At 72.9% G+C, this 12,603-nt stretch carries 12 protein-coding genes; 2 read left to right on the top strand and 10 right to left on the bottom strand.

Going from position 1 to position 12,603, the window contains the following annotated elements:
• Positions 1 to 219: 219 nt before the first annotated feature.
• From FLX07_RS01530 to FLX07_RS01560, 7 genes are all read right to left on the bottom strand, one after another.
• Positions 220 to 996 carry a phosphatase gene (locus tag FLX07_RS01530; protein WP_142567603.1) on the bottom strand — a complete coding sequence of 259 codons (777 nt, stop codon included), beginning with the start codon at positions 994 to 996 and terminating at the stop codon, positions 220 to 222.
• A gap of 42 nt (positions 997 to 1,038) precedes the next feature.
• Positions 1,039 to 2,202 carry an acetoin utilization protein AcuC gene (locus FLX07_RS01535; RefSeq protein ID WP_142567604.1) on the bottom strand — a complete coding sequence of 388 codons (1,164 nt, stop codon included), beginning with the start codon at positions 2,200 to 2,202 and terminating at the stop codon, positions 1,039 to 1,041.
• 78 nt (positions 2,203 to 2,280) lie between these two features.
• A complete protein-coding gene (locus FLX07_RS01540; RefSeq protein ID WP_142567605.1) occupies positions 2,281 to 3,465 on the bottom strand; it encodes an ABC transporter permease in 1,185 nt (394 codons plus the stop codon).
• Positions 3,466 to 3,475: 10 nt separating this feature from the next.
• Positions 3,476 to 4,255, bottom strand: coding sequence for an ABC transporter ATP-binding protein (locus FLX07_RS01545; RefSeq protein ID WP_142567606.1), 780 nt, complete (start codon positions 4,253 to 4,255; stop codon positions 3,476 to 3,478).
• Positions 4,252 to 5,643: an efflux RND transporter periplasmic adaptor subunit gene (locus FLX07_RS01550; RefSeq protein WP_142567607.1), complete on the bottom strand. Its 1,392-nt coding sequence runs from the start codon at positions 5,641 to 5,643 to the stop codon at positions 4,252 to 4,254. Before FLX07_RS01550 ends, FLX07_RS01545 begins: the two co-directional genes overlap by 4 nt.
• A gap of 100 nt (positions 5,644 to 5,743) precedes the next feature.
• Positions 5,744 to 6,538 carry a pyrroline-5-carboxylate reductase gene (gene proC / locus FLX07_RS01555; RefSeq protein ID WP_142567608.1) on the bottom strand — a complete coding sequence of 265 codons (795 nt, stop codon included), beginning with the start codon at positions 6,536 to 6,538 and terminating at the stop codon, positions 5,744 to 5,746.
• 107 nt (positions 6,539 to 6,645) lie between these two features.
• A complete protein-coding gene (locus FLX07_RS01560) occupies positions 6,646 to 7,482 on the bottom strand; it encodes an NAD(P)H-binding protein (RefSeq protein ID WP_142567609.1) in 837 nt (278 codons plus the stop codon).
• Between the two features lie 80 nt (positions 7,483 to 7,562).
• Here FLX07_RS01560 and FLX07_RS01565 point away from each other — a divergent pair, with 80 nt between their 5' ends.
• Positions 7,563 to 8,519: an AraC family transcriptional regulator gene (locus FLX07_RS01565; protein WP_142568071.1), complete on the top strand. Its 957-nt coding sequence runs from the start codon at positions 7,563 to 7,565 to the stop codon at positions 8,517 to 8,519.
• 57 nt (positions 8,520 to 8,576) lie between these two features.
• Here FLX07_RS01565 and FLX07_RS01570 read toward each other — a convergent pair whose 3' ends face one another.
• The 3 genes from FLX07_RS01570 to FLX07_RS01580 all read right to left on the bottom strand — a co-directional run bounded on the left by FLX07_RS01570 (position 8,577) and on the right by FLX07_RS01580 (position 11,907).
• On the bottom strand, positions 8,577 to 9,311 hold the full coding sequence (locus tag FLX07_RS01570; protein WP_142567610.1) for an ABC transporter permease: 735 nt from the start codon (positions 9,309 to 9,311) through the stop codon (positions 8,577 to 8,579).
• Positions 9,308 to 10,036 (bottom strand): ABC transporter ATP-binding protein, encoded by a 729-nt coding sequence (locus tag FLX07_RS01575; RefSeq protein WP_223852888.1) that lies wholly within the window; start codon positions 10,034 to 10,036, stop codon positions 9,308 to 9,310. The genes FLX07_RS01570 and FLX07_RS01575 overlap by 4 nt, the downstream gene beginning before the upstream one ends.
• A gap of 146 nt (positions 10,037 to 10,182) precedes the next feature.
• Positions 10,183 to 11,907 carry a pentapeptide repeat-containing protein gene (locus tag FLX07_RS01580; RefSeq protein WP_142567611.1) on the bottom strand — a complete coding sequence of 575 codons (1,725 nt, stop codon included), beginning with the start codon at positions 11,905 to 11,907 and terminating at the stop codon, positions 10,183 to 10,185.
• 169 nt (positions 11,908 to 12,076) lie between these two features.
• On the opposite strand from FLX07_RS01580, the gene FLX07_RS01585 reads away from it, so the two are divergent.
• Positions 12,077 to 12,577, top strand: a complete 501-nt coding sequence (locus FLX07_RS01585; RefSeq protein ID WP_142567612.1) for an RAD23 family protein — start codon at positions 12,077 to 12,079, stop codon at positions 12,575 to 12,577.
• Positions 12,578 to 12,603: the final 26 nt, after the last annotated feature.

The following is a 12,603-nucleotide window of genomic DNA, read 5'->3' on the forward strand; positions in this document are numbered from 1 at the left end:
TAGGCAAACCCCTCATTCGGTCAACCAACGGAGCCGTATCCCCCGAAAATCGGGAAAGTCGCTGGCAGCAGCCGGACCGTGCCCCTCGCCTCAACCTTGGAACGGACCAACTTCTCTCACATTAGAGTCGCCCAGGCACACGAAAAAGTTGGCAAACGGTCGACACACCCGCGCAAAAACGGGCGCGAAAATCCCGGTTTGGGAGGTCCGGAAGGGGGGTCAGAGGCTGCGGGCGACCCGGCCGATCAGGTACGCCGTCAACGGAGCGTAGAAGCGGGGAAGCACATTGTCATCCAGAGGCACGGCGACGGCGATCTTCCCCTCCGCCTCGCCCACGAACAGTGCGGGGTCGTTGCTGTCGGCGAAGCCCACGGTCTCGATCCCGGCCTCGCCCGCCGCCCCCGCCCAGCCGTGGTCGGCGATCACGAAGTCGGGCCGCTCCTCGGCGAGCATCGCCTCCATCGGCGCCGCCTCGTGGGTGTGCACGAACGTGCCCCGGTCCTCCAGCATCGCCACGCCGTCGAGGTAGCGGATCTCCCTGCGGCGGCCGAGACCGCCGACGTACGTCCACCCCTCGGCCGGGAAGAGCAGGGTCGCCCCGTTGTCCGCGAGGAACCGCGCCAGCGCGAGGTGGACGGTGAGCAGGCCGGTCGGGTGACCGGTGGCCAGCACGATCCGGGGCGCGCCGCGCCGCAGCACCTTGGCGATCCGCTCGCCCATCTCCTCGACGGCGTCGATCGTCCGCTCGGGGTCGATGGTGTCGGGGCCCTCGCGGTGGCCGGGGTCGGCCGCCACCCCCACCTTGTCGGCCATCAGCGCCAGCACCTCGCGGTAGGACCACTCGCCCTCGAAGGTGAGCCCGAAGAGGTAGTGCGGGTCGCGCAGCGCGAGCGACCGGTAGTGATCGAGGTTGTTCTCGCGGCTGGTCGCCACGTCACCCGCGATGGCGGTCCGGACGAGATGTTCGCGCAACTCGGCTCGGTTGGGAGGGGTCACGGCAGGTACAGCGCTCCTCTGCTCGGCGTGATTCCGTACTTCTCAGGGCATGGGGTCCAGGCCGTGGAAGGGGAACACCGCCTTCCTCGTCGCGATGACGGCCCGGTCGACGGCGTCGGCTGGATCGTACCCCTCCGAAATGTCCCGCCATTGCGGGTGCCGCCCATCGGTCATGGTCAGAGGGGGCACCTCCCCGGTGCGCTTGCCCACGTACGTCCGCCAGGTGTCCGGCGTGGCGGTCGACGGCTCGACCGGGCGCCCCAGCGCCTCGGCGATCAGATGCGTCCACGCCCGCGGCACGACCTGGACCAGCTCGTATCCCCCGCCGCCCACCGCGACCCACCGGCCGCCGGCGGTCTCGTGGGCCAGCCGGTGCAGCGCGGCGTACGCCGTTCGCTGCCCGTCCAGGCTCAGCATGAGATGGGCCAGCGGGTCGAGGGCGTGGCTGTCGCAGCCCTGCTGGGTGACCAGGATCTGCGGCGCGAAGGCGTGCAGCAGCGGCGGGACCACCGCGTGGAAGGCGCGCAGCCACCCGGTGTCGCCGCATCCGGCCGGCAGCGCCACGTTGACCGCGGTGCCCTCCGCCCCCGTCTCCTGCGGGAAACCGGTGCCGGGGAACAGCGTGCGCGGGCTCTCGTGCAGGCTGATCGTGAGCACCCTCGGGTCGTCGTAGAACGCGGCCTGCACGCCGTCGCCGTGGTGGACGTCCACGTCCACGTACGCGATCCTCGTCGCGCCCTGCGACAGCAGCCACGCGATGGCGACCGCCGGGTCGTTGTAGACGCAGAAGCCGCTGGCGGCGCCGGGCATGGCGTGGTGCAGCCCGCCCGCGACGTTGACCGCGTGCTCGGCCTCACCCGTCCACACCGCCCTGGCGGCGGCCAGCGACGCGCCGGTGACCAGGGCGGACGCCTCGTGAACGCCCACGAAGGCGGGGTTGTCCTCGGTGCCGAGCCCGTAGCGCAGGTCCGGGCGGCCGTCCTTCGAGACGTTCTTGACCGCCTCGATGTAGTCCCGGTTGTGCACCAGCGCGATCTCGTCCTCGGTGGCGGGGGCGCAGCCGGTCGTCTCAGTGCCGTCGAGCACGCCCAGGTCGCGGGCGAGCGCCATGGTGAGCTCCACGCGTACGGGCGCGAGCGGATGGCCGGGCCCGAAATCGTACGAAACCAGAGCGTCGTCCCAGACGACCCGCACCGCCTGACTCATGCGGCGACGGTACCGCAAAGGCCGTCACCGGCGTTCACCCGGCCGTTCGGTCCGTGCCCCGATCAGTCCGTGCCCCGATCAGTCCGTACGCAGGGCGACGACGGGATCGAGCCTGGCCGCCCGCCGGGCGGGGGCCACGCCGAAGAAGACGCCGACGGCCGCGGAGACCCCGAAGGCGAGCACGATCGACCACCACGTGATCGACGCGGGCACCGGCGAGACCGCCTGGATCAGCAGCGCCCCGCCGACCCCGGTCAGGATGCCGATCACACCGCCGATCGTGGTCAGCAGCACGGCCTCGATGAGGAACTGCCCGAGGATGTCGCGGCCACGGGCGCCGAGGGCCTTGCGCAGGCCGACCTCCTTGGTGCGCTCCCTGACTCCGACCAGCATGATGTTGGACACCCCGACGCCGCCGACCAGCAGGGAGATCCCCGCGATGGCGGCCAGCACGCCGGTCAGCATGCCGAGGACCGTGCCGATCGTGCCGAGGAGCTGGGTCTGTGTGACGGCCGAGAACGTCTCGCCCGGGTAGCGGGCGTCCAGAGCGGCCACGACCCGCTGCCGCAGCGATTCGATCTCGTCCGGGCCGGAGGCGCCGACGGCGATGCCGTTGATCCTCGGCAGCCCGATCAGCCGCTGGGCGGTGGTGACCGGCAGGTGCACCTCCTGGTCCCGAGCCACCCCGAACGTGGATCCGACGGTCTCGTAGACGCCGATCACCCGGAACCGCACCCCCGCGATCGTGACCTGGCGGCCGATCGGATCGACGTCCCCGAACAGCTTGGCCGCGACCTCCGAGCCGAGGATCACCACGCGCCGCCGCGTGTCCACGTCGGTCTCGCTGAGATAGCGGCCCCGGCGCAGCGGCCGGTCGAAGACGTGGGGCATGTTCTCGTCGGTCCCGGTGAGCGTGGCGAACACCTCCACGCGGCCCACCCGGACCGGCTCGCCGGAGTTCACCGCGACCGTCACCCTCGACGGGTCGCCCACCACGCGCCGCACGTACGCGACGTCCGACAGGTCGAGGCGGCTCTGCGTGGGGGCCGCGCCCAGCCCCACCTGGCCGGGGACCACGAGGATGATGTTGCTGCCGAGCCCCGAGATCTCCTTTTCGACGGCGTTCTTGGCCCCGGTGCCGATGGCGACGAGGATCACGACCGAGAACACGCCGATGATCACACCGAGCATGGTCAGCGTGCTGCGCAGCCGGTTGACCCGTAGCGCCTCCACCGCCATCCGCAGCGCCTCGGCGGTCCTCATGACGCCGTCCTCATGTGTCGCGCTCGATCCGGCCGTCGCGTACGTGGATCCGGCGACGGGCCCGGGCGGCGACCTCGGCGTCATGGGTGACGAGGACGACGGCGACGCCGCCCTCGTTGAGCCGTTCGAGCAGGCCCATCACCTCCTCGCCGTTGCGGGTGTCGAGGTTGCCGGTGGGCTCGTCGGCCAGCAGCACCCGGGGATCGCCCACCAGCGCCCGGGCGATCGCCACCCGCTGCTGCTCACCGCCGGACATCTGGGACGGCCGGTGCGTGAGCCGGTGGCCGAGCCCGACCGCCTCCAGCGCCGCCCCGGCCCGCTCCCTGCGCTCGGCGCGGGACACGCTCCGATAGACCAGCGGCAGCGCAACATTGTCGAGCGCGGACGTGCGGGCCAGCAGATGGAAGGACTGGAACACAAAGCCGATCGTGCGGTTGCGCAGCTCGGCCAGTCCGGCGTCGTCGAGCGTCGCGACGTCCACCCCGTTCACCCGCAGCGTGCCGGAGGTCGGCCGGTCGAGGCAGCCCAGCAGGTGCATCAGTGTGGACTTGCCCGAGCCCGACGGGCCTGCGATCGCCGCGAACTCCCCCTGCCCGATGCGCAGGCTCACCCCGCGCAGCGCGTCGACCAGCACCCCGCCGTCCAGGCGGTAGGAGCGGGTGAGGCCGATCGCCTCGAACGCCGGGACGGGTTCGCCGGTCGCCCCCGGCGTCGCCGCCGCGGCCGGCCCGGCGGCAGACGCGCCGGTGGACGCGCCGGCGGGCCCGGCGGCGCGCTCGTCGCGGCTCACGACAGCGACTGACCGGGGCGTACGGCGTCGGCGCCCCTGACGACCACCCGCTCACCGGGGGACACCCCGCTGAGGATCTCCACGACCGCGTCGCCCTGCGCGCCCAGCCGGACGACCCGCCGCTCGGCCCTGCCGCCGCGCACCGCCCACACGATCGTCTCCCTGCCGCTCGTCACGATCGCCGACGCGGGCACGGCGACGGCGTTCTCCGAGCGGCGCACGGCCAGCCGCACCACGGCGCTCATCCCCGGCTTGGGCGCGGGGGCCGCGCCGCCGTCGTCGTAGGCGCCCCGGCCCAGGCGCAGCCGTACGGGATAGCTGACCCCGCCGGTCGCGCCCTCCTTGGGGGTGACCCCCACGCCCGTCACGCTGCCGGTGTACGTCGCGCCGGTCACCGCGTCGAACTCGACCTCGGCCGGTGTGCCCCTGCGCACCAGCAGCACGTCGGTCTCGTCCACGTCGGCGGACAACGTGAGCACCGACACGTCGGTCACCGTGACGATCGGATCGCCGGCGGCCACCGGGACCCCGGTGGCGATCGTCCCCCCGGAACGGCCGGCGGGAGCGGCGGCCGCGGCGGCCGCCTGGCTCGCCGGCCCGGCCGGCAGTTGCGAGACCAGCGCGCCGAGGCCGCCCGCGCCCGCGGCGGAGGACGCGCCGCCGAGCGTGACCACGCCGCCGAACGGCGCCCTGACGACCAGGGCGTCCACGGCCCGCTCGGCCGCGTGCACGGCCGCCCTGGTCTGCGACCTCGACGCGGCCCGCAGGGACGCCATGGACGCGCTCAGCCCGCTCATCCCCGCGCTCACCTGGCCGCTCACCTGCGACAGCGTCTGGTCGAGCGAGCGGGTCAGCCCGTCGAGCACCTCGTCGAGCGCCCGCCGCCGGGCCCGCTGACCCTTGTCCGCGGCGTCGACGGCGGCCAGCAGCCGGGCCCTGGCCGTGCGGTCGCCGATCGACCTGGCCGCCTTCCTCGCCTGCGCGAACGACCGGGCGACGTGCGCGTCGAGCGAGCTCGGCAGCCGCAGGCGCGGCAGCCGTACGCCGACCGGAGCGCCGCTGCCGAAGGACACCGGCCGGGCGGCCTGCCTGTCGGCCTTCCGCGCGGCCGAAAGCTGCTGTCTGGCCTGCGGAGAGCTGATCCTGGCGAGGATCTGGCCCTTCTTCACCGTGTCGCCGTCCTGGACGTACAGGCGGGCGACCGTGCCGGAGGCGGGGGCGGTCAGGGTCGCCGTCGCACGCGCGCCCACCGTCGCCGGGGCCTCGACGACCTCGCTGACGGTGGTTCTGGTGACCTCGGCCACCGGGGCCTTCTGTGGTTCCGAGGACGTGCATCCGGCGGCGAGCAGGACGGCGAGAAGGGGGACGACCCCGCGACGAGACGTCACCCGCCAATCGTAAAGCGGTGGTCATCCGCCGTCCCGGGAACGCCGGTCACCGCAGGGCATAGTGCGGCAACCGGGGCGGCTCCGGGAGGGAGCGCCGAGGTCAGCCGGCGGCGAGACGCCGGCTGCGCTCGCAGGCCGCCTCGATCGCGTCGAGGAACGCGGCCCGCACCTTGTGGCGCTCCAGCTCGGCGATGGCGGAGATCGTGGTGCCTCCCGGCGAGGTCACGGCCTCGCGCAGGATCACCGGGTGCTCCCCCGAGTCGCGCAGCATGATCGCGGCGCCGACGATCGACTGGGTGACCATGTCGAGGGCGGCGGCGCGCGGCATGCCCAGCAGGATCCCGGCGTCGACCATGGCCTCGACCAGATAGAAGAAGTACGCCGGGCCGCTGCCGGACAGGGCGGTGGCGGCGTCCTGCTGCGACTCGGGGATGCGCAGCACCTTGCCCACCGGGCTGAGCAGTTCCTCGGTGCGCTTGAGGTGCTCCTCGAAGGCGTGCGCCCCGGCCGAGATGACGCTCATGGCCTCGTCCACCAGGACGGGCGTGTTGGACATGACGCGGACGACCGCCACGCCGTCCCCGAGCCTCGCCTCCACGAACGCGGTCGTGATGCCTGCCGCCACCGAGATGACCAGCCGGTCGGCGGCCACGTGCGGGGAGATCTCGGTCAGCAGTGCGCCCATGTCCTGCGGCTTGACCGCGAGGATCACCGTGTCGGCCAGCTTGGCGGCCTCGGCGTTGCTCGCGACCCGCACGCCGTACCGCTCGCGCAGCGCCTCGGCCCGCTCTGGCCTGCGGGCCGTCGCCACGATCTCGTCCGGCCGCAGACCGGCGCGTACCAGCCCGGAGAGCAGGGCCTCGCCCATCTTTCCGGTCCCGAGAATCGCGATCATTGCTGCACCTCTTCTGGGCTGTGCCGGGATCTGCCGGGATCTGCCCGCAGCTTACCGACCCTGCCTCGCGGAGCCGAACGCGCTGCGCCACGCGCCGGCCGAAAGGGTCAGTCCCAGTGTCCCGCTGCGGCGGTCTCGGCGACGTAGTCCTCGAACCGCCTGGGCGGCCGGCCGAGGGCGTGTTCCACGCCGTCGGAAGGCGCGGCGCCCCGCCCGTCGCGGATGTCGAGGAGGAGGCCCGTGAGCAGCCGCGCGACGTCGGACGGGACGCCGTTCGCGACCTGACGCTCCACGAAGACCTCGGGATCGACGTCGACGTGCCGGATCGTGCGCCCCGTGGCCCTGCCGATGAGGCCGGCCGCCTCGCCGAAGGCGATGGCCCGCGGGCCGGTCAGACAGTAGATCCGGCCGCTGTGGCGCTCGTGCGTCAGCGCCGCCGAGGCGACCTCGGCGATGTCCTCGGCGTCGACGAACGGGGTGCGCCCGTCGCCGGTGGGCAGGGCCAGGGCCCCGGCGAGGATGCCCTGCCGCCAGAAGGCCTCGCTGAAGTTCTGCGCGAACCAGTCGGGCCGCAGGATGGTCCAGCCGACGCCCGAGTCGCGCACGGCCTGCTCCGCGGACTTCAGAGGGTGATCGTCACCGGCCTCGCCCACACCGCGGGCGGACAGCAGCACCAGCCGCCGTGCGCCCGCGGCCACCGCCTCGGCCACGAGAGCGGGGACGCGCGCCCGGCGGTCCAGGCCCGGCCGCAGGTCGGGCTCGACGATGTAGACGGCGGCGGCCCCGCCGAGCGCGGGACCCCAGGTCTCCGGTCTGCCCAGATCGAAGGGCACGTCCCCGCCGGTGCGGGATGCCGTACGGGCCCGCATACCGGCGGCCTTCAGGCGCCGGACGAGGCGACGACCGGTCTTGCCGGTGCCGCCGAGAACGAGGATCTTCTCCATGCCTCAAGCAAACCGGGGGAAGCCAAGACGATCCATGGGAGAACATCCATCATCCATTTGTGATCGTCTACCGTGACGGCATGGACGTGCTGAGCGATCTGCTCCACCGGGCTCACGCCAGGAACGCCACGGTCAGGCAGTTGATCCAGCGGCCGCCGTGGGCGCTGGCCTTCACCGGTGCCCCTCCCCTCACCGTCGTGGCCGCGCTCGGCGGCCACGCGTCGGTCCGGCTCGACGACGCCGGCGTCACCCCGGTGCGCCTGGCCCCGGGCGACATCGCCCTCATCGGCGGCCCGCACGCGCACACGATCGCCGACAGTCCGGCCACCCCGCCGCAGGCCGTGATCCACGGGGACAGGAAACACGTCGTCGGCGGCGAGGGGGCGGCCGGGGTGGGGGCGGTCGGGGCGCAGCGGAGTCTGGGCCCGCGCACCTACGGCGACGGCCTGCCCGGGGCCACGATCATGCTCAGGGGCGCCTGCGAAGTGCGCGGCGAGGCCGGCGTCCGGCTGCTGCGCATGCTGCCGCCGCTGGCGGTCGTGCCGTCCGGGCCGCGCACCCGGGCGGCCCTGGACCTGCTCGCCACCGAGGTCGCCCGCGACGAACCGGGCCAGGACGCCGTCCTCCACCGGCTGCTCGACCTCGTGCTCGTGCTGGCGTTGCGGGCCTGGTGCGCCGGGCCCGAGGCTCCGCTCCCCTCCTGGCACGGGGCGCTGGCCGATCCCGCCGTCGGCGAGGCGCTGCGCCTGCTGCACGACCGTCCCGCTCATCGGTGGACGGTCGCCGAGCTGGCGGCCGGGGCCGGCATGTCCCGCGCCGCCTTCGCCGCGCGCTTCAGGAGCATGGTGGGCGAGCCCCCGCTCACCTACCTCACCGGCTGGCGGATGGCCCTGGGAGCCGATCTGCTCAGCGACACCGACGCCACCGTCGCCGCCGTGGCCCGCGAGGTCGGCTACGAGGACGCGTTCGCCTTCAGCGTGGCGTTCAAGCGCGCCCACGGAACCAGCCCCTCGGCCTGGCGCCGTCGAACGCGCTGAGCCTCGTTAGCTGAGCCTCGTTACCTGAGGCGTACGGCGGCGCTCAAGGGGATTCGGTCAGGAGGTCCGGCGGCGCAGCGTGGCGGCGCCGAGCAGAAGGGCCAGCACGGCCGACCCCGCCACCACGACGACGTCGCGCCAGAACTCGCCGCCCGGGTCGGCGTCCGCGACCGCGTGCGCCATCGCCTCGATCGCGTACGACATGGGCAGCACGTCCGAGATCCACTCCAGCACGGTCGCCATCTGCCCGCGCGGCACGAGGATCCCACCGAGCAGGATCTGGGGGATCATCACGATCGGCATGAACTGCACGGCCTGGAACTCCGTACGGGCGAACGCGCTGCACAGCAGGCCGAGCGCGGTGCCGAGCAGGGCGTTGAGCAGGGCGACGAGCACCAGCGGCCACAGCGGGCCCGGCAGGTCCAGGCCCAGCCAGGTGAGGGAGACGGCCAGTGCCAGCGCCACCTGGGCACACGCCGCCAGCCCGAACGCGAGGCCGTAGCCGAGGAGGAGGTCGAGCCGGCCGAGCGGCATCGCCATGAGCCGCTCCAGCGTGCCCGACGTGCGCTCGCGCAGGGTCGCGATCGAGGTGATGAGGAACATCACCAGGAAGGGGAAGACGCACAGCAGGATCGGCGCCCAGCGGCCGAACGACCGCTCGTCGTCCATCACGTAGTAGAGCAGGATCATCACCAGCGTGGGCACCAGGACCATCAGCGCCACCGTCCGCCGGTCGTGGCGGAGCTGGGTCATGATCCGCCTTGCGGTGGCGAGGGTGATCGCGACACTCATGCCGCCGCCCTCTCCTCGATCAGGCGCAGGAACGCCTCCTCCAGGTCGGCCGTGCCCGTGTGCGCGCGCAGGGCACCGGGGGTCTCGTCGGCGAGGATCTCCCCCTGGCGCAGCACGATCAGCCGCTCGCACCGCGCGGCCTCGTCCATGACGTGGCTGGAGACCAGGATCGTGGTGCCGCCCTCTGCCAGGCGGTGGAAGAGCGTCCACAGCTCCTGCCGCAGCACGGGGTCGAGCCCGACCGTCGGCTCGTCCAGCACGAGCAGTTCCGGACGGCCGAGCAGCGCCACGGCGAGCCCGGCGCGGCCCAGCTGGCCGCCGGACAGCGTGGACCCGAGCTGGCGGGCGGCACCGGCGAGCCCCACCTCGGCCAGCACCCGCTCGGGGTCGTCCTTCGGCGCGCCGAGCACGGCGGCGAAGTAGCGCAGGTTCTCCAGCACGGTCAGGTCCCGGTAGACCGCCGGGCTCTGCGTCGAGTAGCCGATCCTGCGGCGCAGGCCCGCGCTCCCGGCCGGCTCGCCGAGCACCCTCGCCTCGCCGCCGGACACGATCTGGACGCCCACGATCGCCCGCATGAGCGTCGTCTTGCCGCAGCCGCTCGGCCCGAGCAGGCCGGTGACCTGCCCTCGGGGCACCTCGAAGGTGAGGCCGTGCAGGACCTCCGCCCCGCCCCTGACCACCCGCAGATCCCGTACGGCGATCGCGGGATCCGATAAATTCATCATGTGATGAAATTAGACCCGCGACAGGGGCGCGTCAACGCGTGATCGGCTGCTCGGTGGCGGCGCACGGGATCATCGGCGCCCGGTCGAGAAGCCTCCTCTGCCGACCGGATCACACCGGTGAGGGCCGTCGATCGCGAGGAGTCCGGCTACGGTCGCGGCGCACCGGCGGATCGGGCCACAGTGCCACGGGTGGGGTCCGCCGGATCCGGTATCTCGCACCATGCCGGAGGCCAGACGCGCGCGACCGCGGTGGTGCGCGGAAAGGTGACACCGGACAGGTCACCGCCGCCGATGTCGGCGCCGTCGAAATTCACAGAGCCCTTGAAGTGCGTGTCCGCCACGTCCAGACGTTGGAGGCCGCGCGGTTCCCTTCCCTGAACCCGAACCGTAAGCGCTCTGATGCTGCGCCGGACGACTGACACGCCTTCGTGCTCCGCTTCGAAATGCACGGCGGCCGCCCCGGGGTCGGTCTTGTACGCGATGCCGCGCGACGCCGTACCGGCGAAGGACGCGTCGTCGAGGAACGCGCAGTGCCGGAAACCGGCCCGGCCGAAGAACGTCCCTTCGAAGGAGGCGGGACCGGCGAAGTCCGAATAGCGGAAACGAACACCGCAGCGGAAGATCGCGAAGCCGAAGTTCAAGCTGCCTTCGAAGGCCACGCCTTCGAAGTGCCCCAGGAAGAACTCGCTGTCTTCGAAGCTCGTGAGGCCGCCATCGAAGCTCGCGTCGGTGAACCTCGCCGTGCCGAAGCGGGCCCCGCTGAAGTCGGCGTCCGTGAACGTCGCTTCACGGAAGTCGGTGTCGAACCTGAACAACGCGTACGCGAAGCCCGCCCCGCCCCGGAACTCGGCTCCCGTGAAGTCCGCTCCGAAAAACGCCGCGGCGCCGAAGTCGGCGAAGCCCCGGAACTCGGCGCCGGTGAAGACCGCCCTGCTGCGGAAGCGGCAGCCGGTGAAGTCCGTCCTGCCGGAGAAGACCGCCTGCTCGAAGCTCGCCGCCTCGACCTCGCTGCCGCTCACGTCGAAGTCGACCAGAGACGCTCTCGTGAGGTCGACGGCGACGCCCGGCCAGTGATCGCCGTCGTCGCCTTCGCCGGACGCGCCACCGGAGGACTTCAGATGGCGGACGACGATCCGCTGTGCGGTGAGACGGGCCTCCAGGTCCGGCGAGTGCTCCTGGCCCGGGGCGTGGTCCCCGATGTCGCCCGCGCCCCCGGCCGGCTCGCGTGCCCGGTCCGCCGCGTCACCCGCCGCGCCTCCCGGCAGGGGGGCCCGCAGGTACGCGCAGAGCACATCCATGACGGCCTGGCGGTGCTCAGGGTTGTTCCGGCCCAGCCGCTCCAGGGCGTACATGGCTGCGATGCGCACGCCCGGGTTGCCGGAGCCGAGCTGGTCCACGGCCTTCGAGTAGAGCTCGGTGACCCGCTTCTCCGTCGCGTCGTACTCCTGGTAGACCTGCGTGCGCTCACCCAGCCACTGGCGGCGGACGGCGAGGAGGAGCGCCACGCCTCCGGCAGCTCCCGCGCCCACCGTCAAGCCGCTCTTGATCGCGTCCAGCCGAAGTGCGGGATCCGCTCCCGCGATCGCCGTGAGGGCGGTCGTGGCGATCCAGGTCGAGACCGCGACGCCGATGAGGCCGCCGACGATCCACCAGACCGACAGCACCCGCATCGGGGAGGGCGACGTCCGCGTGGACCTCGAGTTCGTGGCCAGCAGTACGAGCCCGGCCAGCAACAGGACCAGCCCGCCGAGGGCGAGCACGCCGCCGGGCGGTAGGCGCGCGAGAAGGCCGGGAACGTCAATCCAGCGCGCGGCGAGGACGACGGCGGCCAGCCCTGCGAGCAGAGCTGCGGCCCCCGTGGCCTTGCGCATCCGCGTCCCTCTCGAATCCGTGCCGTGGCATGCGGCCCGTCCAGCGGCTCCCCACATGATCACGTACCCGTCCGACCGCGTAAAGGGGCCTCGGAAGCGGGACCCGGGAGCGGCGCCCAGGGCGATCACGGCGGGTGAACCGGAGAGCCTTCACAGCCGTGTAAGGGGCATGAGAAAGCTCTGGCTCGTGGCCCTCCTCTTCCTGGTGGTCGCCTGCGGAGGGACCTCCTCCACCTCGGCCTCACCCGAGCAGCCCGAGGGCTCCCCCTCCGGCGCCGGGGTCGACCACCCCTCCCGTCCGCCGGCCCAGTCGCCGGGTACGGCCACCGGCGCACCGGCGGCCCCGTCCGGCGCGCCGAGCGGCACCCCGTCTCCCGTGACCCCGGCGGGGCCCACGCTGAACCCGCACACGGTCCCGTGGGAGAGCGCCACCCCCGCCGGCGACGGCCGGTCCCTCGACGTCGTGTGGTGGTCCGGGGTGGAGCCCTGCAACGTGCTCGACCACGTCGAGGTGACCGAGACCGCGCGCGAGGTCACCGTCACCCTGTACGAGGGACAGGACCGGCGTTCGCCCGACGCCGTCTGCATCGCGATCGCCGTCCTGAAGACCACGAAGGTGCACCTCAAGGCCCCCCTCGGCGGCCGGAAGGTCGTGGACGGCGCGAAGTAGGCCACCGAGCCGAACCGAGCCGGATG

Origin of the sequence: Microbispora bryophytorum, from assembly GCF_006874465.1 — a bacterium.
Classification (GTDB): domain Bacteria; phylum Actinomycetota; class Actinomycetes; order Streptosporangiales; family Streptosporangiaceae; genus Microbispora; species Microbispora bryophytorum.